This window comes from bacterium (assembly GCA_016716565.1).
GTDB lineage: Bacteria > Bacteroidota > Ignavibacteria > Ignavibacteriales > Ignavibacteriaceae > IGN2.
In genome coordinates, this window is the sequence record JADJWC010000002.1 from 1,099,089 (window position 1) to 1,123,859 (window position 24,771).

Below are 24,771 nucleotides of genomic sequence, written 5' to 3' on the forward strand. Positions count from 1 at the left end.
TCCTTACTTTCTGATGTTCAAATCTTTAATAATTGATCTATATCTCTCAATATCTTTTTTAGCAAGATAATCAAGCAGTCTTCTTCTTTTACCAACCATCATCATCAATCCTCTTCGTGAGTGATGATCCTTTGCATGTTTGTTAAAGTGATCGGTCAGGTCATTAATTCTTTTCGTAAGAAGAGCAACCTGCACTTCTGTTTTACCAGAGTCTTTTTCATTCCCGCCGTATTTTTTTATGATATCGGCTTTTTCTTGTTTTGTCATTTTGTTTAATCCTTGTTATTAGTTATACGATATAATCCCAGAATCAATCAATTAAATTGAAAGAACCAGGATTAATTAATTAGTTTACTTAAAATTTCTCTTCCTATTTCTTCGTCTTTTTTCATACGAACGATTAATTCTTCGACAGAATTAAATTTTTCTTCATCTCTAATTCTTTCTACCAGATTAACCCGCATTATGCTATCATAAATATCTCTGTCGAAATCAAATATGTAAAATTCAGGAATCACATCACCATCTTTATGAAAAGTTGGTCTGCTTCCCAGGCTTAACAAACCATAATGCTTTTGGTTTTCAACAATACACTCTGCAGCATAAATACCTTTTGCCGGAACAAGTTTGTCTTCGTAATCAATTGAGATGTTTGCAGTTGGGAAACCAAGTTTTTTCCCTCTGCCATCACCCCGAACAATTTTTCCTTTGAAAGAATAAAATCTTCCAAGCATTTTGGCAGCTTTTACAACATCACCGCTAAGAAGAGCATTCCTGATTTTTGTACTGCTGATTGTTTCTCCGTCAACACTGAATTCAGGAACGAGTGTCACATGATAATTAAATTTACTTCCAAGCTCCTGTAAAAGTTCAAAGTTTCCGTCTCTTCCTTTTCCAAAGTGATGATCGTAGCCGATTACAATTTCCTTTAGACCGATTCCATTCACAAGATATTTCTCTACAAACTCTTCCGGTGTCTGCTTTGAAAATTCACTGGTGAAATTTATCACAAAAAGATTTTCCAGACCGAGCTGCTCTAAAACCGAAATTTTTTCATCAAGTGTACTTAACAACTTAATATCATTCCTGCCCGGAATTACTTTCCTCGGATGAGGATCGAAAGTCAGCAGATAATTTCTTCCTCCGAGCTGTTTCGATTTCCGGATTACCGTCTCAACAATCTGCTGATGACCAAGATGAAGTCCGTCAAAAGTACCAAGTGTAATTACACTTTTCTCATCACGCTTTATTTCTGCTAAATCCTTTATTATCCTCATCTTAAACAGATTTTTCAAAAGGGTTCAAATTTATATTAATCCGTTCCGAAATAAAAGCTTTAACCGGGCATTCCATCATAAGATAACTCATGAATTTACAATATTTTTCATCTTAAATTGACTTAAAAATGCATTTATAGAAATGGCATCTTCAACCTGATAATTGCCAATACCAGTTCGCCTTAGTTCAGTCAAAATAGCTCCTGTATTCAGCTTTTTCCCAAAATCATCTGCTATAACCCTGATAAAAGTTCCTTTGGAACAGGTTATTGTAAAGTGAATGTCCGGGAGGTTTATTCTATCAATATCAAATCTTTCAATCAAAATTTTCCTTGGTTCACGCTCGACGGTTTTTCCTTTTCTTGCAAGATTATAAAGTTTTTTACCGTTGATTTTTACAGCAGAGAACATCGGCGGAGTCTGTTCGGTTTCTCCGATGAAACTGTCCCGCACTTCCAGAATTTTTTTTTCATTCAGATTTTCGGGAATTGGTATTTCAATACATTCTGTCTCTATATCCATTGAGGGAGAAGTTAAACCAAGCCTGATTACTCCAGTATATGTTTTATTTAGATTTATGAAACTATCCATTAACTTGGTTTTCTTACCCGTACAAATAATCATCAAGCCACTTGCCTTCGGATCCAACGTTCCTGAATGACCAACTTTTTTCGCATCAATTATTTTTCTGATCTTGTTAACAATCTGAAATGATGTCGGACCGGAAGGTTTATCAATGAGAATTATTTCACCCTCTGAGAAATTAACATCTGGAAGATCAAGAGTCTGATTGGTTATTATTCTGTTTATGGATTTCATTTATCAATCCTTCAATCTTCTCAACGTAATCAAGTGTATCATCGATAAAAAATTTAAGTTCTGGTACAAATTTAATTCTGATCCTGTGCGCAAGTTCGGTTCTTATATGTCCAAGCCTCAGATTAATTTTATTCAAGACCAATTCTCTTCTTTCTTTTTGAAGAACGGAGAGATAAATTTTTGCGATCTTTAAATCCGCACTTGCTTTTACATCTGTTACGGTAATAAATCCAAGATCATCACCCTGCATCCTGTTAAGCAGAATGTAGCTTATCTCTTCTTTAATTAACTGTTCAACTTTATCTATTCGGTGCGAGGACATTTTCTTATTTGCTTGTTAAATAAATATTGAATTACTAAGCCAGGGTTTTCTTTGTCTCAATCAGCTTATATGCTTCAATTATATCACCAACTTTTACATCGTTATAGTTTGCAATATTCAATCCGCACTCATAACCTGAATCAACTTCTCTGACATCATCTTTAAATCTTTTAAGTGTGCCGATATCTCCATCGAAAATTACAATACCTTCTCTTATCAATCGGATTTTATTACTCCTGGCAATTTTTCCTTCAAGTACATAACATCCAGCAACTGTTCCGAATTTCGGAACTTTGAATGTATCTCTTACCTCGAGGGTTGCAGTTACTTCTTCTGAAATTATTGGCGACAGCAGACCTTCAAGTGCTGATTTAACTTCATTTATTGCATTATAAATAACACTGTATAGACGAATATCAACGTGCTGTTTCTCTGCAAGTTTTCTTGCATTGAGGTTTGGTCTTACATGGAAACCGATAATAATTGCTCTTGAAGCATCAGCAAGAAGTACATCACTTTCAGAAATTCCGCCAACTCCTTTGTGAATAACTTTAACTACCACTTCCTCTGTAGAAAGTTTTAACAACGAATCAGCAAGTGCTTCAACCGAACCATCAACATCACCTTTAACAATAAGCGGAAGTTCTTTTACACCGCCGATGCTGATCTGTTTTGCAATTTCATCAAGTGTAAGATGATGAATCTGTTTCTGATCCTGTTCGCGTTTAAGCTGTTGTCTTTTTATTCCGATTTCTCTGGCAACTCTTTCAGATTCTACAACAACAAATGAATCACCTGCCTGCGGCGGACCTTCAAATCCGAGAACGAGTACCGGAGTAGCCGGAGGAGCTTCGATTACTTTATTTCCTCTTTCATCAAACATTGCACGAACTTTTCCCTGGTAAATTCCGGCAATGAAAGGATCTCCAATTCTCAATGTTCCTTTTTGTACTAAAATCGTTCCGGTAATTCCTCTTCCTTTATCGAGTTCTGATTCAACAACGACACCGCGTGCTAATCTTTCCGGATTAGCTTTAAGGTCGAGTATTTCAGCCTCGAGAATAATTTTTTCAAGAAGTTGCTCTACCTTAGTACCATGTTTTGCTGAAATTTCAACAGACTGATACTTGCCTCCCCATTCCTCCACAAGAATATTTCTATCTGCAAGCTGCTGTTTTAATCTTTCCGGGTTGGCTCCGGGTTTATCAATTTTATTTATGGCAACTACAATGGGAACTCCTGCTGCCTGCGCATGATTTATCGCTTCGATGGTCTGCGGCATAACTGCATCGTCCGCGGCAACGACGAGTACAACAATATCTGTTAACTGTGCCCCGCGCGCTCTCATTGCTGTAAATGCTTCGTGACCTGGAGTATCAAGAAATGTGATAGAGCGACCGTTATCCAGATCAACTTTATATGCACCAATATGCTGAGTGATTCCACCGGATTCACCCGCAACCACATTCGTTCTTCTGATATAATCAAGAAGAGAAGTTTTTCCGTGATCAACGTGACCCATTATAGTTACAACGGGTGGTCTTGGTTGAAGTTCTTCCTGCTCATCTTCACTATCTTCAACAGCATCAGAAGTATATTCTTCCTGCAGTTCAATATCAAATTCAAATTCATCGGCGACAAGAGTAATAGTTTCGACATCAAGTCTCTGGTTAATAGAAACCATTAAACCAAGTTCGATACATTTAGTAATTACATCACTGACGGGAACATTCATAAGGTTCGCAAGTTCGCTTACCGATATGTATTCATTAACTCTTAGAGTTTTACCTGCGAGTGTTTTTTCTTCCAATCTTTTTTCTTCCAGTGCTTCACGTTCTTTTCTTTTTCTTTTTCGTGCGCTTGCCCGACCAGGTGCTGATACATCGTCCATACTCATGAGCGTTTTCCTGATAGCTTCTTTAACCTCGCGCTCATCTACTTCAAATCTTCTTACCCGTTTTTTCTTTTTAGCTTCAGGAGATTCTTCAACAGTTCCTTCTGCTTTTTTCTTTCTTATTCTTGGTTTTTTCTTTTTCTTGGCAGCTTCATCTGTTTCTTCATCAGTACCGGATTTTGCTTTAACCTCATCCGACTTTGCTGGTACTTTCTTCTTCTTCTCATCCAGATCAATCTTACCAACCACAGTTAAACCTTTAGCCTTCGGGATCCTGCTTTCTTTCTCTTTTTCTTTGCCTTCTTTTATCTCCTGTACTTGCTCAGATTTTTCTTCCGACTGTTCTGCAACTGGTTCCTCAACTTTCTTTTCAGATTCTATCTGTGCAACTTCTTCGACTGCTTTTTCGGTCGCCTTGATAATGGTTTCCGGTTCGACAGTTTCAGTTGTCGGGGCCAATTCTGGTGCTTCTTCAGGTCTTTCTTCCTCTTTAGCTTCTTTGCTTGCTCTCTCAGCACGTTTTTTATGGAACTCGGCTAATTTTTTGTAATGATGTTCTGCCTTCTCAATATCTTTTTTATAATGAGCATTTATGGCTGTGATCATATCTTCTTCCAAAAGAGACATATGATTTTTAACCTTGAATCCTTTGCTGTTCAGAAATTCCACAAGCGAATCAGCAGATAGATTATACTCAGTAGCGAGCTTGTAAATTCTTATTTTCTTTTCTTTGGTATCAGCCATAAATGTAGTTTGTTATTTTATTCTTCTTCTTCAAATTGAGCTTTGAGCAATTCAATTATACTGTTAGCTTTTTCTTCATCAAAGCCTTCTATTTCCATCAGTTTCTGAGCTCCGGCAGTAAGCACTTCAAGAGCAGTATCATAACGATTATTAATCAAAGTGTTATAGACTTCTTCTCCAAGCTCTTCTTTCAGATCAATAAGCTCGATATCTTCTTCATATTCTTCGAATGCTTTTTGTTCTCGAAGAACATCTATTTCAAATCCGGTGAGCTTCATCGCAAGCCGGATGTTCACACCATTTCTTCCGACAATTAGAGATACCTGGTCTGAATCAGCAGTAACTGTTGCTTTTTTCGCTTCTTCATCAACCTCGACTTGTTTGATTTTTGCCGGCGCAAGTGATCTCTGAATATATAAAGTCGGATCATCAGTGTAATTAACAACATCTATATTCTCATTGTTCAATTCTCTGACGATTGCATGAATTCTAACTCCCTTCATTCCAACGCAGGCTCCAACTGCATCAATTCTAGCGTCCTGAGATTCAACTGCTACCTTTGCTCTTTCGCCGGGTTCGCGGGCAATTCCTTTTATGTCAATTATTCCATCATAGATTTCCGGAATTTCTATCTCAAATAATCTTCGCAAGAACATATTATCGGCTCTTGATACAATTATCTGCGGACCGCTTCCAGTTTTCCTGACTTCTTTGACAATTGCTCTTATCGTCTCGCCTTTCTTATATTTTTCATAAGGTATCTGCTCATCGCGAGGAAGCATCAATTCGTTTTTGTTATGATTGATAAGGATATCATTTTTCCTGATCTGATAAATATCTCCCACAACAATTTCACCAACAAGCTCTTTGTATTCATTGTAAACAATATCTTTTTCTATTTCTCGTATTTTTTGATTTAGACTCTGCTTTGCAAGTGTTATTAGTCTTCTTCCGAGAGAAGCAAGTGCAATCTTTTCAACGTAATCTTCACCGACTTCAAGCTGGTCTTCGTTCCCTCTTTTATTTACTTCGCCGATACTTATTTGTGTCCCGGGATCAGTTACTTCGTCAACAATCTGTCTTTCGAGATAAATTTCAATATCGCCACGATCCATATTAACAACAACATCGCATCTTGCTTCTTCGCCGTATTTTTTTCTTACCAAAAGAGTAAATACCTCTTCAAGAATTCCTGCCAGCACATCTTTATCGATGCCTTTCATTTTTACCATATCGGCGAAAGATTCAACTATTTCGCGATTCATTTAAGTAGATCTCCTTTAATTAAAACTTACTAAAACTTTTGCTTTTATAATGTCCGGAAATTTTATTTTAATTTCCTTGTTTGATTGAAAAGTCAGAACATCATCTTCAACTGAACTTAGCTTTCCTTTAAATTTTACTAATTCACCAGCTGCTGTAAACTCAACTTCAAACAACCTGTTTAGATGCTTTGTATATTGTTTCAAATAGACAAGTGGTCTGTCCACTCCCGGTGAAGAAACATCCAGACGATAAGATTTCAGCAACTCCTTTTCTTCAATTTGCTTGCTTATCTCTCTGCTTACTAATGCACATTCATCTGCAGTAACATTGACTTCACCATCGATGAAAACTTCAATCACCCGACTAGATTCAGAACCACGAATTATCAAATCGATGAGGAAAAGATTATTCTGCTCGGCAACCTGCTGAGCAATTTCACGGATATTTTCAATATTCTGATTCATACAAACAAAAATCGCCCAAAAAGGGCGAATAAGGACATTCAAACATACGTTTTTTTAACCAATTACCAAAGAGGGATTTTTTTATCTTATTTAAACTGTTGTGAGTCCGAAGTCTTGTCTTTTTCTTCTTTTTTCGTTTGAATTACAGCTTCCTGCTTCTTTTTCTTCCTCTCATAATTGCTGCTGAAAATTAATCCTATAACCAAACCCAAAATAAATATCACAACAATCATCACAATAAGCGGTGCCTGAATTGACCAGAATATAAACTTAAGTTCGGTCGCGATCGTATTCTGCACAGCAATAATTGCGAACAAAAGAAAAAGGAATGAAAGAATTATAATTTTTAGCCGCATTCTCACCTCACTGATTAAAATTAAGCTTTGTAAATATATACAATTATTTTTAGTCGATATGAGATTTTAATTAGAGATGAAATCTCTTAATAAAAAAGGCGACTCAGATGAATCGCCTTTGAAGTGCAGTAGCACAGATTATTAATCTGTGCAACAAAATTGAATTTTATTTCATCAGTAACATTTTCTTTGTCTCAACGAAAGTTCCATTCTGTCCGTTTGCTTTCAGTTGATAAACATAAGTTCCGGACGGAAGGTTGCTTGCATTAAAATTGATTTTATGATAACCAGCATCAAGAGACTGGTTAATAAGACTCGCAACAAGCTCACCGATAACATTATAAATTTCAACTGAAATATTGCTTGTTTCTGGAATTGAGAACTCAATTGTTGTTGAAGGATTGAATGGATTAGGATAGTTCTGCATCAGTGCAAAATTTGTTGGCGCGCCAACTTCTGCAAAAACTTCATTGCTGTATTCTGTTGTGCCGTCAAAATCAATTTGTTTCAGACGATAGCTATATGAACCCATGGAAAGATTCGCATCAGAGAAAGAATAACTTTTTCTTTCAGTAGTTGTTCCGAAACCGGGAACAAACCCAACTTCAATCCATCTTTCGTCAAGAGGAGTTTTTCTTTCAACAGAAAATCCTGAATTGTTAGTCTCGGTAGCTGTTGACCAGTTTAATGTTACCGAATTTTCATTTGCTGATGCGGTAAAAGATTCAAGCTCAACAGGAATCATTGCAAGAGCAAGCAGGTAAGCCTGGTATGCATCAATTCTTCCAGCACCATATCTGTTATCTTTTCCAGGGTCCCCTTTCTCTACACCAGTCGTTTGAAGAATCATACTAACTTCGGATGGAGTTAGATTTGGATTTACCGATAAAACAAGCGCAACCGTACCACATGCGTGGGGAGTCGCACCTGAAGTACCGCTGAAGGACGCATAACCGCCACCATTTGTAGTTGAAGTAGTTCCATTACCCGGCGCAGAGACATCAGGCTTTATTAAACCCATAGAACCAGGTACAGTTTCATAAGGATAATCCTGATAATTCAACGGCATTGGATAAGGATAACTTGGGTGCAAAATTTGTAAATCTTCCCAGGTAGTTGGACCCCAGGGTGAACTGCTGGCGATAACATCTGTTTGGGCGGTAACATTTCCAACTCCAATTACTGAACTTAATCCGCCAACTAATGTTTGGTCAGGATGAATCCATGCAGTCGGTGTATTGCCCGGCGCTGAAATATTAAATGGTATTCCAACAGAATTACCATCATTGCTGGTAGAGTTAGTGTGCACTACACCAGCTGCTAGTTCGAAGTCATTCATTTGTCTATGCATCGGATAATTGGGTTGTGGACTAAAATACCATTTGTAACTATGCGAACTGGTAATTACATCCACTCCCGCCGCAACAGAGTATTGAATTGCCAGCCATGAAGTTGATTCACCTCCAAGTTCACAATTAATTAATTTAGCTTTTGGTGCTACACCAGTTTGAGTTCCATTCGTACCATCACCACAAACAATACCTGCCGTACAGGTTCCGTGAGTTTGAGATGAGTTCGGATCGTTGGTGTTAGTATTAAAATCCCAACCTATAAAATCATCTGTATAACCATTTGCATCGTTATCAACACCATTTATATCACCGGGATCAAAAACCCAGGCCGAGCCATTCCAGATAACAGTCCTGCCATTATTGTTTGCATCTTCACCAAGGTTGTTCCAGATATTATTAATTAAATCGGGATGGTCCCAGTCACATCCGGAATCATGATTGGCAGCAAGAACTCCCTGACCGCTATCACCAGCAGCCCAAACTGCGGGTGCATTAATTAAAACTAAACCTATTTGAGGGGCTAAAACATCGCCGGGAAGGACTTCGACTGATTCTTCAGTCGGGTCAGTAACTAAACTTTGATCAAACACGGGATCAAATCTTATTTCTGCAATTTCCTCAAAATTTTCTGCAAGACTGTAGATAACTTCTGGTACGGCAGAAAATACTATTGTATTTGCAGCCCAGAGAATATCGATTTTACTAACAAGATTTTGCTGTTTAGCATTTTCAAGATAATTACGGATATCCTGCTGCTGAAAATTTGCATACTCTCTCAATATTCTTACAACTTCCTTCTGCCTTTCTTTTTTTGGAAGAAAAGCAGTCTGCTGTTTCAGATCATCATAAGAATATTGATCGCGCAATGTGGCATAAACATCTATCATCTCTGTGTTCGCAGCATCAAGTAAAATAGTTTGAAGATACGGATGTATTACAGAATTGTTAGATTGTGCTTGGGAATTTACTGTAAGTACGAGTATGACAAACAGAGTACACAGGAGGGTAAATATTTTTTTCATATACAACCTCTAAGTTTTTGTATTAGGAATAATATTTCGAAAATAAAAATGCTCTTTTTTTTTGCTAATATCAACTCTCTGCTACAATTTATTTAGTATTACCAAGATAATTTGATGTCTCGTATATAATGTAGAAAAAGCATAATTTAAGAAAAAAAATGAGAAAATTTGAGGGAGGAATTAAAACAAGTTTTACACACAAAGAATAGAACTAGAAACTGGACTAAAATCTAATTATTAAGCAGAATTTTATTTATACTGTCTATTTTTTTTGCGACCTCCTTCTTTTCTTCACCTGTTAGTTCCAGTTTCCTTATATCCATATATTCTCTGAGAGCTTCTTCATATAATTCTTTCTCATAAAGTAAATCCGCGAAGAATATCCTGAATGAAGGTATTTGTTTCGAATCCGGGTATTTTCTGTAAGTTTCTTTAGCGAACACAATAGATGATTCTTTGAATCCGTTTTTTGCTAATTGAACCGCACCGTTTAATCTTTTAATTCCAAAATTATCATCCTTCAAATCCAAATTTTTTCCTTCTCCCTCTTTATCTCCATAAACCGCTGTGTTGCTGGAGTTATTTTTGCCATTTGTTTTGGGCGCGTTGATCATATCTTCCATCGCAAGCGCTAGTAGAAGTTCATCAGTACTCATTAGCTTGATACTGGACAATGCAACCGCTGAAAGCTCTCCCAGACTAAATATCTGCTCCGCTCTTTTTATTTGGACAGAGGATCTTTCGCCTGTTATTACAAAGTCGGTTGGCTCCAAGCTGAATTCTTCTTTCAACACATTCCACTCTTCGGATATTGCAGTCCGGTACTTTACATCTCCTTTGATATTTACTGCACTAAATTGTTGTGCAAGTGTAGAGGATAGGAACAAAATTGATAGTAAAAAAATTTTCATAATAAAACGGGATTTTATTTCATTTATCATTTTACCTTCTCCTTTAATAAACATCTATTATTTGAACTTTACCGGTTGATATACCAAGCTCTTCAATAGCTTCAGCATTAAATTTTTTAACGCCTGTATTCCAGGCCTCATCAAAATTGGTCAGAGAAGTAGTCTCAAGCGGTATCCAGACTTCCTGTTTACCATTAGAATCACTTCTGATAAAATATTTTGAATCATTATTGGTTATAAGCTGTGCTTGCTGTGGAGAGAGATTTGTGTTGAAAAGAACATTGACATGTCTTACCTCGCCATTTGTTTTGTAATCGACGAGCGCTGTTTGCACACCAACACTTTCCAACAATGAGCAGTAAGCAACACTTAAATCATCACAGTCGCCACCTTTAAGCTCGATTGTTTGCTTCGGGAACTGAACATACTCTGCAGTTGCTCTGGGATCGGCGGTATACACAAGGTTTTTAACAAAATTATTAAACAATAATTTAGCTTTGTTAAAAGGTGCGAGCACGCCGGGTAAGGTATCCAGTAACGTCTTGTAATCGCTTAAAATATTTTTTGAAAAATTGATCGAGAACTCCGGATCCCTGAATATGAAATAACGAAGATTAGCAACATTTCCATCCCAGGAATTCATACTATTAATTAATGATGCTTTCTGCATCTGGTCATCCGGTTCATTTGCCGATGCTGTTACATAAAAATCAGCATAAGATAAAACAGTTTTCTCGACTATAATTTTTTCCGGAATTATCATGTAAAACGGAACTGTCACAGTATCTCCCGGCGGAATCAACTGCGGAGGCGACTGAATTCTTTCTTCGTTTATTCCTTCAATCCTTACAGAAGGAGTAACGCTGACGGTTTCATTAGAAATGTTCACAACTTTTCCGAATGCAAATGGCTCATCGACATACTTATCAAAAAAAGCAGGATAAATTTCTTTTACTATTTCAACATCAATCAACTCAACTTTCCGTTCAGGTGTGCCGCTGATATTAACTGAAAGTGAGAGAACTACTTTGTCGAAACTATATCGATTATTCATGATGTTGTGAATTCCCTCTTCAGAGAATTTTGAGAAGCTTGCATTGGAATTTCTTTCTGAAAAATATTTTACTCCGCTTAAAAGAATTTCAAACAGATCGGTTCTGTAACCCAAAGCAGGGATAATTCCCGCAATAAAAGGTTCCTGATATTTGTCGTGAAATGCTGTTAGTCCATAAACAAATTGATTTGCAAAGCCTGTCATACCTAATTGAAATGAACTGGAAGTCTCATAAATCGCGTGAAGATTAAAATATTCATCGGGTTGGTAGCTTGCAGATATTATCGCAGCTATATCTTGCTTCATTTCAAATCCCTGAAACTCTTCGGCATCCGGCTCATCACCAAAATTCATCAGATTTACAGATGAAAGTCTGAACAAAAAATTATCATTCAAAATATAATTAACGCCAATATCTGCTTTCCAGTAGTTAACTTCTTCGCCTAAAGATTCGCGAACAAGATATAACGTATCTCCGAATACAGGTTTGACAATTTCACGATTAAAATCCTGATTGAAAAAACGAAACGTAAATCCTGCACTGAATTGCTCATTAAATGAATACGAATAACCCAATCCGAATAATTCCCTATACTTATAATTTGCTTCCAACGATTGAGTTGTTGTATCATTAATAATTATAGACTCTCCGGTTGCAAACAAAAACTCTTTCTGATAACCCGGTGTATAGCGTATTGATAAAATGTGATTTCCTATCCTCTTTGCCAGTGCAAGCAGGTAGAGATTCGTATTTATTTCTATTTCCGAATTATCTGTTGCAAGATCATCCGGCATTGGTGAAATTGATTTTCTGGAGAATTCAGCTCCGTACTGTAATGATATGCCCCAGTCTTTTAATGAAGAGTAGTTTGAAACATTACTCTCATAATTATAGTAAGGAGTTGTAAATGATTCAGGCATCCCCCAATAACCGTTCAACCCGAATGAATTCTGGGATAATATTTTTGAATTCAACATCATTACCGATATAAGAATTATGTGAATATATCTCAAGGAATATCTATAACTATGCTGTGAATGCTTTGTGAAGAAACCAGTAATTCGTTGCTGCCGCTGCCGCGATAATTCTCATAACTCCGTACGAAAGTAAAAACAATCCTTTCAAATCGTTCCAAAGGAAGTTCGTTAAGAAACCGGGCGGGGATATTCATTTCTCCATCATCCCGCGTTTTCAACCTGTAGACAGGAATTGATTGAAGCTGACCCGGACGCATCAGACTGATAACCATAGTAACTTTCCCGACACCGCTGCTGTTCCAATTTAATTTGGCAGCAAGATTTTTATTAATTCTGTTTCCATTGAGAGTTACACTACCAATAATCTCAGGAGGTGTAAGGATTGTGAAAGAAATATTCTCTCCGGGCAGAATAGGATCAAATTCAAAACTGACGCTGGAATTATAACTAAAGTAGAAAGGATCCGGATAGCCACCGAAGATATTATAAAGCACGTATTTAAATCCAATCAGCGTGTCCATAGGAATTCCATTATCTCTGTATCTTATTTTATAAGGAACAATATGGGATTCCGTACCATTGAATTTGATAGTTCCGGGGATTATAGTTTTATATGCAAGCAGTCTTCCATCAGAATAATTAATAGGTTTCGATTTGTCAAAAAACATAGCCTGTGCAAGTGAAAATTCATCAGTATTATTTCTGCTTGTTATTTTTATCCCGCTTACGGAAATCAGGTTTGTTATCCCAGTAAGATTTTGCGTTATTCCTGAGGTATCAACTCCACTTATTACATTTTGATCATCAAGGTCTTTGTTAAGCAATTCAACTTCAAAATCATCTGATGTATCGTCAATAAGTTGAGTCGGTGCAGGCTTATCACAGCTTACCAGCAGAAAAATACTGCTAAGGATTAATGAATATGTAAATAACTTTTTCATAACAGTTAAAATTTATGTTTGAAACTTTTTAATAGCAATCCGATTTTTATTTAACTTCTCCCTGCAAAAAAGTCTCCCCCTCCCGCGTTAAAAGGAGGGGGATGTGGAGAGGACGTGTGCAGGGAAGCTCAATTCCTCTTAATCAATTCTTATTCAAATTATGGATGAACGAAATACGGTATTCCCCAGGATTCGGTTTCCACAGGTGCTGCGTCATCTTTTATGACCTGCTTGGGCAGGGCATTTATAATTGCATGATAAAATCCCGGCCATTGGTGCGTCGTGAATGTTTGCTCATATACTTTGTCGAAACCGTTTCCATTTGGAGTTGAAGAAACCAAATCAAATAATTTTTTTACTCTGTGCTTAATCCACCTGTTGGCTCCCCACGTAAGTGAAACAAAATCATCTTCTTCAAAGGCACTATATACTTCAACACGAATGGTTGCTGAATCTCCCCGACCGATGAATGGAATATTGTGCCACCAGCCCCAGCCTCTTCGCAGATAATAATCATTCGGGGAATCTATTACGAGAGTATCTCCGTTAGATAAAAAGATAGTTGTTTTAGTAATGTCAATATTCGGACTTTGTGTTCCACCTTCAGGAAGAGATATTGCAGCGAGTATCCAGTTTTTACGCGGGTACGGTGTATTATTAATTTTCTTGAATATCAGATTCTGTGTAACAACTGCAGTGAATGGTTTCTTAATTAAGGTATCGGGCTCGGTAGCATTTGAATCGTAGGAAGCAGCAATTAGTAATAAGCCTTCAAAAGTTTTTGTAAGTGTTCCGTATGCGACGGTATCCTGAAAATCTATGCTCAGCGTTCTGTTTATTAAGCGCATCTTCTGACCAACGCGGAACGGATAAATCTCCGCACTGACTTTACCTAAAAAATCCATCACTCCTTCTTCATCATAATTGTAATCGAAAGAAGTAAGTGAAGAATCTTCATCAACAATTTTTTCTAATGCTGCGCGGTCAGTTGTTGGTTCGGTATCATCCGGATCAACCACCATTTCATCCTGGCATCTGACGAACAATGCCAGCATCATCAAAGCAAAGAATGCCATAATATACCGGTGAAGGTTGCTTTGTTTTTTCATTTTAGAACTCCTGTAAAATGATTGTAAATGATTATTTATTTTCCCAAATCCTCTCATTATCTGAATTTGAATAAATAAGTATTGTGCCAATACCAGTCAATTTGTTAAATCATTTGCTTACAAGGCATTAAAAGGAAAGGATCAATTTCCATCTGCATGGAAAACAATGGGGAATGCATGAAATCCCATTTTTATGCAGGATTACAGAAGGAAGAAGTGGACTATAAAACAAAAAAGGCGACCTTTCGATCGCCTTCAAAATTTTTATAGAAAAGATTTTATATGTTCAACGTATTTAACAGCACCACCTGGTTGGTAACCTGTCTGAGCTACAAGCTTGCCCTGACCGTCAATTAACAAAATAGTTGGAAATCCCTGAATGCCGTATTTCTGTGCGAGCATATTATTGTATGATTTAGTTTCCTGTGACTGTTCAATGTTTTTCGGGAAGTCAAGCATAACCAACACTAAGTTATCCTTTGCATATGTTTCAAATTCTTTCTGCTGAAAAACTTCCGCACTTAATCTCTTACACCAGATGCACCAGTCGCTGCCAGTGAAATTAACAAGCACAGCTTTGTTTTCTTTCTTTGCCTGTTCAATAGCTTTTTCAAGATTGCTCGTCCAGTTAAGATTTCCGGTCGTTGAAGCTGACTGACCGTTGTTACAAGAAGTAAATAAAAATACTAAAAGAACTAAAAGTGCCAATATCTGTTTCAAACCAGGTCTCCTGTTTTTGGGTTATCTAAAATATTTTTACGGTTATTTGATACAATAATTAGTATAAAGATTCAGAAATTCATATTGATAATCAGGGTAATTATGCTTCCTCAACATCAATATTTTCTACTTTTTTAGGTTTTGGAGGGCGTTCATAAAGTTGAGTCAATCCGAAATAATGCTTGGAAAGACTTTCACCTATTTGATCCCACGTAAATCTCCAGCTCCAGTTACCGCCTGTAGTGCTTGGGAAATTCATCCTCGCTTCGGTTCCCAGTTTTAAAATGTCCTGCATCGGGATAATTACAATGTTTGCAACTGATGCATAAGCTATACGAATGAGTTCGGATAAAATATCTTCACCGAAATAATTTAAGTACACTTGTGCATGTTCAAAAATATCATTCTTTCCATTATTTGATTTTTCCTTTTCGAAATAAGCACGAGTTGTGTCGTTATCGTGTGTGCCTGTATAAACCACACAATTCGGTACGAAGTTGTGTGGAAGAAATTTCGTTTCCATATTTGTTCCGAATGCAAACTGTAAAACCTTCATCCCCGGAAAGCCAAAATTATCACGAAGAGCTTCCACCGGAGGCGTTATGACTCCAAGATCTTCGGCAAGAATTGGAAGTTCACCCAAATATTTATTTAAAGTGCTGAATAATTTTTCACCGGGTGCTTTTACCCATTTTCCATTTATCGCAGTTTTTTCTCCGCCGGGAATTTTCCAGTAAGCTTCAAACCCGCGGAAGTGATCTATCCGAACAATATCCACAAGATCAAACAAGCTGGAAAATCTTTTTCGCCACCAAAGGAAATCATCTTTTTCCATTTCATCCCATTTGTAAAGAGGATTTCCCCACAGCTGTCCGGTTTCGCTAAAATAATCTGGTGGGACGCCTGCAATAAAAGTTAAACTTCCTTCTTCATCAACAGTAAAAAGTTTTTTATTCGACCAGAGATCCGAACTGTCGTACGCAATGAAGATTGGCATATCACCGATGATCTTAATCCCTTTTTTGTTTGCATACTTTCTTAATGAATTCCACTGTTTGAAGAATATAAACTGAATAAATTTATGATATTCAATTTCATCAGTAAGTTTTTTCGTCCACTCTGCTAAAACTTTTTTATCCCTGTGAACGAGACCTTTTTCCCAGCTGCTCCAAACTGCACCGCCGTGATGATCTTTGCAAGCCATAAACAGTGCGAAATCTTCAAGCCACTCATTCTGCGCTTCACAGAACTTTTGAAAGTCTTCCTTTACAGCAGCAGAATTGTTTTTGAAATTGTTGTAAGCTTTTTTCAAAAGTGATTTTTTGAATTCTATAACTTGTCCGTAATCAATTTTCTTTGGATCGGATTGCGTTGGATTTTTCAGGTCATCTTCTGTAAGAAAATTATCTTCCATTAATTTTTCAGGACTGACAAGAAGCGGATTTCCGGCAAATGCAGAAAAGCATTGATACGGAGAATCACCATACCCAGTTGGACCAAGCGGAAATGTCTGCCAGAGAGTTTGTCCGGCATCTTTTAGAAAATCAATAAACTTAAAAGCTTCGTTGCCAAGGTCACCAATTCCGAAATTTCCGGGAAGAGAGGTTGGGTGAAGCAGAATACCTGCACTACGATTGAATTTCATTATTACCTTAAAAAATTTTAAGCATTAAAATACTGACGCATCGTAGAAAATAAAAAATCCCGCCTGTTACAGCGGGATCAAATAAATTTCAATAAAATAAAATTATTTACCCAAGAATACAGTAAAACCAACCATTACATCAAAATTATTAGTTCCGTTCCTGTCACCATCCCAATCTTCTGGATTTAAAGTAGTCATATTATATCCTAGACTGAAATTGACAAGGGCACTATTTCCAAGTTGATATTTCAAACCTCCTCTTGCTCCATAGGCCAGACCACTTAGAGTTTGACTGTCTTCACCATTATCAGCTGTAACAGTGTTGTATCCAATTCTTCCCTCAATGAATGGAAAAAGCTGGCTTTGCAAATCAAAATTCCAGGCTGGAGCAAAATAAATTCCAAAGGAATTCTCAGAATAATCACCAAGGCTAGCAGTCTGGTAGGAAGGAATAAGCCCTAATTCAAGGCCGTTTATCACAAACCATCCAACATATGGTTCAAAAGTAAAAGTAGTGAGTACATCATCTCCGCTTTCTCCGTTAGAAACAAATGTTGTACTAGAGAATCCGATACCGCCTCCAAATTCCCAGACTCCTTTTTTTGCAAAATTCTGTCCAAAAATTGAAATGCTACTTACAAGTATCAAAGTAAAAAGTGCAAAAGTGAATTTTTTCATTTTTAGATCCTTTTTTATTTGTGAATAATAGAGTTTAAAAAAGTCCGCCAAATCTATATGGACGAGTATCAAATAAGCAAGCTTATTTTAATATTATCCGGTTACAAGTTACCTGCATCACACTTGATAAATAGATGAGTAACGATATCATTTTAATAAAAAAATCCTCCGGAATAGTTTTCCCGGAGGATTATTGTTATTCAAAATTATTAGAAATGAACATTTAATATTACACTGAAAGTGCTTATACCGAATGCTGTGCTGCTTGGACCTTTTTCAGTTTCACCTTCGCTTGTTACTTCCGGTTCACCAAGACTTCTGAATCCGAGAGCATATTTACCACCGAGTGATAACCCTTCGGTAAAATACCAATCAAAACCAAACTGAGCTGCAGCACCAAATCCGCTTCCGGAATAATCCGTTGTTTCAGTTGCTCCTCCATCAGGTGTGAACTCATCAGTTCCTGAAAGTGAACTGAAATTAACATTAATTCCAACATAAGGTGATACACCATAGAGTGAAGTCAGATGATAATTTGCATCGATGCCGACTCCAAATACCGTCATTGAGGATTCCGATTTCCCAGTTTCAGATTCCAATGTGCTTGAGGAAGTTCCGAAACTCAGTCCTAATCCAAGTGCTATTTGATTTGTAATAAAGTAACGGAAACCAGCACCCATCAAGTCTGCACTTGAAAATGCTTCATCAGGTACGCTGACAGTACCAACATAAACGGGTTCAAGATTGCTTTGAAATGGTGTATACTGGAATACCAGAGATTTAGCTCCTGCCCGAACTTCTGGTTTTGGTCCATCGTAGTTAGAATTTACTTGAGCCACCATCGAAGTAAATCCAAATACTACGAATAAAATAATTGCACGACTCACCATTTTCATTTGTTTTCTCCTTAATTATTTAGTGAATTTTATAAATAATATTTCTTAGCAAAACTCAAATCATCAAATTGTTGATGAATAGTTAAGCTGCCCAATATTTTCAATTATTAAGCCAAAAACATTTTCGGGAAAGCCCCATTTAGCTAACTTTGCGCCTTATTGAAAGCGAATTAATGAAACTTCTGAGAAATCTTTACGACTGGGTTCTTCACTGGTCAAAAACCAAATATGGCACTGCAGCTCTTTTCATTTTGGCATTTACTGAATCTTCTTTTTTTCCAATTCCACCAGATGCTTTACTTATTGCGCTTGTTCTCGGCAACACACAAAAGGCTTTTAAGTTTGCATTTGTTTGTCTGGTTGGTTCAGTTCTAGGTGCACTTTTCGGTTACGCTATTGGACATTACTTGTGGTGGACACCAACTAACGAGTTCACGGGAATTGCAAATTTTTTCTTCAACAATATTCCTAGCTTTACACCTCAAGCGTTTTATGAAATTCAAAAGTTGTATGTTGAATATGATTTCTGGATTATTTTCACTGCGGGATTCACACCTCTGCCATATAAGGTGATAACCATTTCATCTGGCGCTTTTAATATTGATCTTGTGATGTTTATTGTGGCATCCATCATAAGTCGTGGCGCACGTTTCTATTTGGTGGCTGCACTGATCTGGAAATTCGGGCCTCAGATAAAATTATTTATTGATAAATATTTTAATTGGCTTGCAATTGCATTTACGGTTTTACTGATCGGTGGTTTCGTAGCAATTAAATATGTTTTTTAAGATTCCTGCTGTTATTTTCAAATATCATTTGCTAATTACCAACTGATAAGTTCTTTGTTGGCTTTGATATTTATCTTTTCACTTATTACATTTCAATAAGGATTACAACTTAAACTGTAAAAGTTTAGGTGGTATGCTTAATTTAAATCGAAACCAAAAATAATTCGGAAAGGATTAAGCAATGAAAACTTATGTAATGCTGACAAAACTCTCCCCGGAATCTTCAAAGCAGATGAAAGACCGCGCAAAGCTTGGCAGACATTGGCTTGACCAGGTAAAACACAAATGTCCGGAGGTTAAATTCATAGCACATTACGCACTGCTCGGTCATTATGATTTTCTTGATATTTATGAAGCGCCGGATGAGGAAACAGCTGCGAAGGTTTCAATGATAAGTTTATCGAACGGAGCTTTCCAGGCAGAGAGTTTATCTGCAATTCCTTATAAAAGATTTCTGGAATTAGCGGACGAAATCTCATAGTAACTTATTATCAAAATAGAACCAGTATAAATACAAATTCAGGACGTGAGATAATTTTTGGATAAGCAATCCTCTTGTTTCATAATTGTTATCGCACGTCCCGGGCAAAACAATAATTAAAATTTAGGAGGAATCTATGCCTTCGAAAAAACTAAAAGCTTTCCTTGATGAGAATAAAGTGAAATATATTTCAATTCAGCATTCATCTGCATACACTGCACAGGAGATTGCTGCAATTGCACACATTCCGGGAAAAGATCTCGCTAAAACTGTTATCATAAAAATTGACGGGAAGATGGCAATGGCTGTTCTGCCTGCTTCATACAAAGTAAGTTTTGACAATTTGAAATCCTCTCTCGGAGTAAATGAGGTCAGGCTTGCTTACGAACAGGAGTTTATGGATAAGTTTCCTGACTGCGAGGTTGGTGCAATGCCCCCATTTGGTAACATTTATGGAATGGATGTTTACGTTGCTGAAACTTTAGCCGAAGACGAAGAAATAGCATTCAATGCATGCAACCATACTGAGTTGATTAAGATGAGTTTTAGTGATTTTGAAAAACTGGTCAAACCGAAACGAATAAAATTTTCTATCGCGAGCAAGATTTAGAATTCGGAATAAGTTTTGGAAACAATCATCTTAGTTGTTGGCTGAGGTATTCTACTATCTCATCAATTGTATTTAATGGTCTGACAATATCAATGCTTCTTCTTTCAAGCTGCATTTGATGGTTCATCTCTGCAACTATCGATTTCCATATTGAAGAGTGACAAGCAACGGGTTTTGGTTTCATCATATCTTTATTAATATATTCCCATACTGCAGCAAGTTCTAACAAAGTTCCTGTCCCTCCCTGCAAAACAACAAAACCATCACCCACCTCAATAAGTTTATTAATTCTTTCAAACAAAGAATTACAAGCAATTTCTTTTGTTACAAACCTGTTAGTCTTTCCACCCCATAAATTAACCGTAACACCGATCGCTTCTCCGCCTCCTTCAACTGCACCTCTGGAGGCAGCTTCCATAATTCCATTAAATCCGCCTGTGCAGATATCAAAACCGTTTTGTGCTAGTTTCTTTGAAAGATCGTACGCTGTGAGATATTGTTCATCGTTGTTAACCGGTTTTGCGCTGCCGAATATTGTAATAACTTTTTTCATGTATAGAATTGAATTTTCATACGAAATATAAGCAAATAAAAAATCCGTAATCTTTTTCAGACTACGGATTTTTATAAATAAAATTTATTTAAGATTATTTTGCGTTTGAGCCGCGGAGTGTTGCTGTGATTTCAATGTTGTCAGCAACTTTCTGCCCAACGATCATATTCTCGACGTCAAAGTCCGATAATGATATGTTGAACTTAGCTTGCACACCTAATAAATCACCCGGGGCAAATTGTGCTGTTTGTTCGCTGGCATCCAGATATGTCATGGAAACATCAGCAACAACCTCTTTAGTTACACCGTGAGTTGTAAAGTCGCCGGTTACTTTTGCTTCAATTTTATTATCTGCTGTAGATTTTATATCACTTACACTTTTAATGGTAAAAGTGATTTCCGGATAATTAGCAGCATCCAGCCAGTTTTCGCTCTCTGGAGATGTTCGTCTCTCAAATCAATCGCCGTTTTCAGTGATGATACCGGAATGCTTATAGAACCTTTCATCGTTTTAACATCGTTGACGTTTAAAGTAACCTTTCCTTTTACAGCGTTGGAAATGCCTGTTATATCTTCAAGAGGCGTAGTGCTGAAAAACTTCAACTGGTTTCTCTTGTCTTCAAAGTTAAACGTTTGTTCGCCTATTGCCTTTACTTTAAAGCCTTGACCGAAGGTAAAAGCAAATGCAACAAGCAGAAATATTATTGTTTTTATTATCGTTTTCATTTTTTCTCCTTTATTTTTTTGTTTTGAATATGAAAAATAAAACTACAGAAATAAGTAATACCGCTCCCGAGAAAACTGCCGTGTGCGGTAAAAGACCAAGTATGAACTTCTCCTGAAAAACTTTTTGAGGCTCCAATCCTAAAGCTTTATCCAATTCAGAAAGTTCTTGTTCAATCCAAATTCCGTCCTTGGATAACATATCCCCGCCGCTGATCAGCCACCAAGCAATTGCAGCTGCAATTAATATTAAAGCAATTAAGATTACAGATTTTTGCTTACTGTTCATAACTTACCTTGATTGTTATGTGTATTAAATTATCTAAATTTTCAATCATGATTAATTTAAAGTCCATCTGCTTCAAATTTTATGAAAATATAGTCGTGGATATGACTTAATGATTTTACATTTCTATGTTACGACATATATTTCAAAAGCGCAAGATATTTCAGTGATAATTGAACTAACAAATAATGAATGAAAAAAGTTTCAATATAATAGTAATTGGCGGCGGGATAATCGGGACAGCAACAGCACTTTCCCTCCAAAAGAATTCAAAATCTAATATTTTGCTGATAGAATCAGAAAATAGACTTGCGTCTCACCAAACCGGAAATAACAGCGGAGTTATTCATTCAGGCTTATATTACAAGCCCGGTTCATTAAAAGCAAAAAACTGCACTGAGGGACGCGAATTACTCTACAAATTTTGTGAAGAAAATAATATCCCTCACGAAAAATGCGGTAAAGTAGTTGTTGCAACTTCGGATAGCGAACTCGACACACTTGATGAGCTTTACAATCGAGGTGTTGCAAACGGTTTAAAAGGAATTAAAAAACTTAGTGCGAATGAAATAAAAAAGCATGAGCCTCACGCTGATGGAATTGCCGGATTATTCGTTCCACAAACCGGGATAGTTGATTACTCAAAAGTGACAAATGAATATGCCAAAATATTTTTGTCGATGGGAGGCAAGATTGAAACCGATTGTAAATTTCTTTCGCTGAGAATTTCAGGATCGGAACTTATCGTGTCAACTAATAAAGGAGAATACAAGTCGAAATTTCTCGTTAACTGCGGAGGATTATATTCAGATCGGATTGCTAAACTCTGCGGAGTAAATCCGGGTTTGCAGATAGTTCCTTTCCGTGGAGAATATTACAAACTAAAGAAAGAGAAAGAATATTTAGTAAAACATTTAATTTACCCTGTCCCTGATCCGCGATTTCCGTTTTTGGGAGTACATTTTACAAGAATGATGAAAGGTGGAGTTGAAGCGGGTCCGAATGCTGTTCTCGCTTTTAAAAGAGAAGGATATTCAAAAAAAGATTTTTCTGCTGCTGATGTATCACAAATGTTTTTTTACACAGGATTCTGGAAGATGGCTTCGAAATATTATAAGATGGGATTCGGTGAATTTTATCGTTCATTTAGTAAGAAAGCTTTTGTAAAGGCTCTGCAAAAATTAATTCCTGAAATACAGGAAGAGGATATCGAGTCTGGCGGTGCTGGTGTTCGCGCACAAGCTCTTGAACCCGATGGAAAACTTGTTGATGATTTCAGAATTGTTGAAGCAAAGAAAATGGTCCATGTCTTGAATGCACCATCCCCGGCTGCAACTGCCTCGCTGAGTATTGGGAAGATTATCGCCGAACTAGTTAAAAAGAAATTCGAAAGTGAAGTCTAATCTACAATGAAAATTTTATCAACACTTGACAAAATTCTAGTGCGGGATAATCTTGACGAAATAAAAAATTTAGTCCGAAAGATTTCTTCAGAAATAGATGATTTTAACGGGGACGCAATCATTTATAGTTTTAATGAAACTGACCAATCAATCGGTAAAAATTTTCTTCTTAAAGAACTAAAACAAATTCTCGAAACAAGAACAATTGAAAGAACAAAGTATTATCTGAACAGATTAATTAAAAGCCTGTCTGTTCAAAGAGAAGGAAAGATTAATGATCTTAATCTTAATCGCTGGAAAGAATATGATGATCTGATTACCGATAGTCTCTGGATTTTCGATAAACGTGATTCATCCGGGGTTCATAAAGCAGATTACTGGGGAAATTTTATTCCGCAAATTCCCAATCAATTGCTGCGAAGATTTACTAAAAAGGGTGAATGGATTCTGGATCCATTTCTTGGCAGCGGTACAACTCTCATCGAATGTCAGCGTCTTGGAAGGAATGGTCTTGGAATTGAGTTGAATAAGCAAGTTGCTGTTGCCACAAAAGATAGAATCAGAAAAGAGAAAAACAATCTCGGAATACAAACTGAAATTATTTCCGGTGACAGCAGGACAATTGCTCTTCAACCAAAATTGAAAAAATTAAAAGTGAAATCGTTTCAGTTTTTAATTCTTCATCCTCCGTACTGGGATATAATTAAATTCAGCAATAACCGAAGTGATCTGTCCAACGCAAAATCAACTGAAGATTTTTTAAAGATGTACAGGGAAGTTGTTGACAACACTTACTCTTTTCTTGATAAAGGAAGATACTGTGCTGTTGTTATTGGCGATAAGTATTCGGCCGGCGAGTGGATACCTCTTGGATTTTATGTGATGCAGGTGATGATTAACAAAGGCTTTAAATTAAAATCAACCATCATAAAAAACTTTGATCAGACAACAGCAAAGCGGAACCAGAAAGAATTGTGGCGTTACAGAGCTCTCGCAGGAGGCTTTTATATATTTAAGCATGAATACATTTTTTTATTTCAGAAATAAGGTATTAAATGAGAATACAGCTTTTTCTTTTCCTGCTGATTGTATTATTAAGTTTTACTTGTTCAACAAAAGAAACGGAAAAAATAGATGTAATGCGCTTGCACGATATCTGGGCTCTGGAATCAATTGAAGGTAAAAAAGTAATCATTGATGAGACGGTCAGAATTTTACCTGTGCTGGAAATTTATGTAGAAGATGAAAGAGTTCACGGAAATACAGGATGTAATGTTTTAAATGGCAGTGTTGAAATAGATGAAGAAAAAATTTTGTTTTCTAAAATCATAACCACAGAGATGGCTTGTCCCGGTAATCTTGAACAGAGATTCTTAGCTAGCCTGATTGAAGTGAACAGATATAAAATTGAAAAGATGAGTTTGCATTTGTTTGAAGATGAAAAAGAATTAATGGTCTTCAAAAAAATTGATTGAAACA

Annotated in this window: 27 protein-coding genes; 6 read left to right on the forward strand and 21 right to left on the reverse strand. The window is 36.7% G+C overall.

Features of this window, described 5'->3' with window-relative positions; genetic code table 11:
• Positions 1 to 3: 3 nt before the first annotated feature.
• From rpsO to IPM14_11790, 17 genes are all read right to left on the reverse strand, one after another.
• On the reverse strand, positions 4 to 267 hold the full coding sequence (gene rpsO / locus IPM14_11710) for a 30S ribosomal protein S15 (protein MBK9098760.1): 264 nt from the start codon (positions 265 to 267) through the stop codon (positions 4 to 6).
• Between the two features lie 71 nt (positions 268 to 338).
• Complete coding sequence (locus IPM14_11715; protein MBK9098761.1) at positions 339 to 1,295, reverse strand: bifunctional riboflavin kinase/FAD synthetase; 957 nt, start codon at positions 1,293 to 1,295, stop codon at positions 339 to 341.
• Positions 1,296 to 1,364: 69 nt separating this feature from the next.
• Positions 1,365 to 2,096, reverse strand: a complete 732-nt coding sequence (gene truB, locus IPM14_11720) for a tRNA pseudouridine(55) synthase TruB (protein ID MBK9098762.1) — start codon at positions 2,094 to 2,096, stop codon at positions 1,365 to 1,367.
• Positions 2,056 to 2,418 carry a 30S ribosome-binding factor RbfA gene (rbfA, locus tag IPM14_11725; GenBank protein ID MBK9098763.1) on the reverse strand — a complete coding sequence of 121 codons (363 nt, stop codon included), beginning with the start codon at positions 2,416 to 2,418 and terminating at the stop codon, positions 2,056 to 2,058. Before rbfA ends, truB begins: the two co-directional genes overlap by 41 nt.
• Positions 2,419 to 2,452: 34 nt before the next feature.
• A complete protein-coding gene (infB, locus tag IPM14_11730) occupies positions 2,453 to 5,056 on the reverse strand; it encodes a translation initiation factor IF-2 (protein ID MBK9098764.1) in 2,604 nt (867 codons plus the stop codon).
• A 17-nt stretch (positions 5,057 to 5,073) separates the two neighbouring features.
• Positions 5,074 to 6,321, reverse strand: coding sequence for a transcription termination/antitermination protein NusA (gene nusA / locus IPM14_11735; GenBank protein ID MBK9098765.1), 1,248 nt, complete (start codon positions 6,319 to 6,321; stop codon positions 5,074 to 5,076).
• 15 nt (positions 6,322 to 6,336) lie between these two features.
• Positions 6,337 to 6,786, reverse strand: coding sequence for a hypothetical protein (locus tag IPM14_11740; GenBank protein MBK9098766.1), 450 nt, complete (start codon positions 6,784 to 6,786; stop codon positions 6,337 to 6,339).
• 86 nt (positions 6,787 to 6,872) lie between these two features.
• A complete protein-coding gene (locus IPM14_11745; protein MBK9098767.1) occupies positions 6,873 to 7,142 on the reverse strand; it encodes a DUF1049 domain-containing protein in 270 nt (89 codons plus the stop codon).
• Positions 7,143 to 7,308: 166 nt separating this feature from the next.
• A complete protein-coding gene (locus IPM14_11750) occupies positions 7,309 to 9,516 on the reverse strand; it encodes a S8 family serine peptidase (protein ID MBK9098768.1) in 2,208 nt (735 codons plus the stop codon).
• Positions 9,517 to 9,746: 230 nt separating this feature from the next.
• A complete protein-coding gene (locus tag IPM14_11755) occupies positions 9,747 to 10,457 on the reverse strand; it encodes a hypothetical protein (protein ID MBK9098769.1) in 711 nt (236 codons plus the stop codon).
• Between the two features lie 13 nt (positions 10,458 to 10,470).
• On the reverse strand, positions 10,471 to 12,402 hold the full coding sequence (locus tag IPM14_11760) for a transglutaminase domain-containing protein (GenBank protein MBK9098770.1): 1,932 nt from the start codon (positions 12,400 to 12,402) through the stop codon (positions 10,471 to 10,473).
• A gap of 89 nt (positions 12,403 to 12,491) precedes the next feature.
• Positions 12,492 to 13,400, reverse strand: a complete 909-nt coding sequence (locus IPM14_11765) for a hypothetical protein (GenBank protein ID MBK9098771.1) — start codon at positions 13,398 to 13,400, stop codon at positions 12,492 to 12,494.
• A gap of 158 nt (positions 13,401 to 13,558) precedes the next feature.
• The gene (locus IPM14_11770) at positions 13,559 to 14,509 is read right to left on the reverse strand and encodes a hypothetical protein (GenBank protein ID MBK9098772.1); all 951 of its coding nucleotides are present in this window, start codon (positions 14,507 to 14,509) and stop codon (positions 13,559 to 13,561) included.
• A gap of 264 nt (positions 14,510 to 14,773) precedes the next feature.
• Entirely contained in the window at positions 14,774 to 15,220 is a 447-nt protein-coding gene (locus tag IPM14_11775) for a thioredoxin family protein (protein MBK9098773.1), read from the reverse strand.
• A 109-nt stretch (positions 15,221 to 15,329) separates the two neighbouring features.
• The gene (gene malQ / locus IPM14_11780; GenBank protein MBK9098774.1) at positions 15,330 to 16,874 is read right to left on the reverse strand and encodes a 4-alpha-glucanotransferase; all 1,545 of its coding nucleotides are present in this window, start codon (positions 16,872 to 16,874) and stop codon (positions 15,330 to 15,332) included.
• Between the two features lie 102 nt (positions 16,875 to 16,976).
• Positions 16,977 to 17,552, reverse strand: coding sequence for an outer membrane beta-barrel protein (locus IPM14_11785; GenBank protein MBK9098775.1), 576 nt, complete (start codon positions 17,550 to 17,552; stop codon positions 16,977 to 16,979).
• 209 nt (positions 17,553 to 17,761) lie between these two features.
• Positions 17,762 to 18,448, reverse strand: a complete 687-nt coding sequence (locus tag IPM14_11790) for an outer membrane beta-barrel protein (protein ID MBK9098776.1) — start codon at positions 18,446 to 18,448, stop codon at positions 17,762 to 17,764.
• A 173-nt stretch (positions 18,449 to 18,621) separates the two neighbouring features.
• On the opposite strand from IPM14_11790, the gene IPM14_11795 reads away from it, so the two are divergent.
• The 3 genes from IPM14_11795 (at position 18,622) to IPM14_11805 (ending at position 20,327) form a co-directional block, all read left to right on the forward strand.
• Complete coding sequence (locus IPM14_11795) at positions 18,622 to 19,236, forward strand: DedA family protein (GenBank protein ID MBK9098777.1); 615 nt, start codon at positions 18,622 to 18,624, stop codon at positions 19,234 to 19,236.
• A 181-nt stretch (positions 19,237 to 19,417) separates the two neighbouring features.
• Positions 19,418 to 19,717, forward strand: a complete 300-nt coding sequence (locus IPM14_11800) for a GYD domain-containing protein (protein MBK9098778.1) — start codon at positions 19,418 to 19,420, stop codon at positions 19,715 to 19,717.
• A gap of 136 nt (positions 19,718 to 19,853) precedes the next feature.
• On the forward strand, positions 19,854 to 20,327 hold the full coding sequence (locus IPM14_11805) for a YbaK/EbsC family protein (GenBank protein ID MBK9098779.1): 474 nt from the start codon (positions 19,854 to 19,856) through the stop codon (positions 20,325 to 20,327).
• 25 nt (positions 20,328 to 20,352) lie between these two features.
• Here IPM14_11805 and IPM14_11810 read toward each other — a convergent pair whose 3' ends face one another.
• The 4 genes from IPM14_11810 to IPM14_11825 form a co-directional block, all read right to left on the reverse strand.
• Positions 20,353 to 20,880, reverse strand: coding sequence for an LOG family protein (locus IPM14_11810; protein ID MBK9098780.1), 528 nt, complete (start codon positions 20,878 to 20,880; stop codon positions 20,353 to 20,355).
• Positions 20,881 to 20,974: 94 nt separating this feature from the next.
• Positions 20,975 to 21,301: a YceI family protein gene (locus IPM14_11815; protein MBK9098781.1), complete on the reverse strand. Its 327-nt coding sequence runs from the start codon at positions 21,299 to 21,301 to the stop codon at positions 20,975 to 20,977.
• Entirely contained in the window at positions 21,253 to 21,606 is a 354-nt protein-coding gene (locus tag IPM14_11820; GenBank protein MBK9098782.1) for a YceI family protein, read from the reverse strand. The genes IPM14_11815 and IPM14_11820 overlap by 49 nt, the downstream gene beginning before the upstream one ends.
• Before the next feature lie 10 nt (positions 21,607 to 21,616).
• Positions 21,617 to 21,892, reverse strand: coding sequence for a hypothetical protein (locus tag IPM14_11825; protein ID MBK9098783.1), 276 nt, complete (start codon positions 21,890 to 21,892; stop codon positions 21,617 to 21,619).
• 185 nt (positions 21,893 to 22,077) lie between these two features.
• Between IPM14_11825 and lhgO the strand changes: the two genes are divergently transcribed.
• Genes lhgO through IPM14_11840 form a run of 3 tightly spaced genes read left to right on the forward strand, consistent with a single transcriptional unit; the run spans position 22,078 to position 24,767 of the window.
• A complete protein-coding gene (gene lhgO, locus IPM14_11830; protein ID MBK9098784.1) occupies positions 22,078 to 23,292 on the forward strand; it encodes an L-2-hydroxyglutarate oxidase in 1,215 nt (404 codons plus the stop codon).
• 6 nt (positions 23,293 to 23,298) lie between these two features.
• Positions 23,299 to 24,339 (forward strand): DNA methyltransferase, encoded by a 1,041-nt coding sequence (locus IPM14_11835; GenBank protein ID MBK9098785.1) that lies wholly within the window; start codon positions 23,299 to 23,301, stop codon positions 24,337 to 24,339.
• Between the two features lie 8 nt (positions 24,340 to 24,347).
• A complete protein-coding gene (locus IPM14_11840) occupies positions 24,348 to 24,767 on the forward strand; it encodes an META domain-containing protein (protein ID MBK9098786.1) in 420 nt (139 codons plus the stop codon).
• The last annotated feature ends 4 nt before the right edge of the window (positions 24,768 to 24,771 follow it).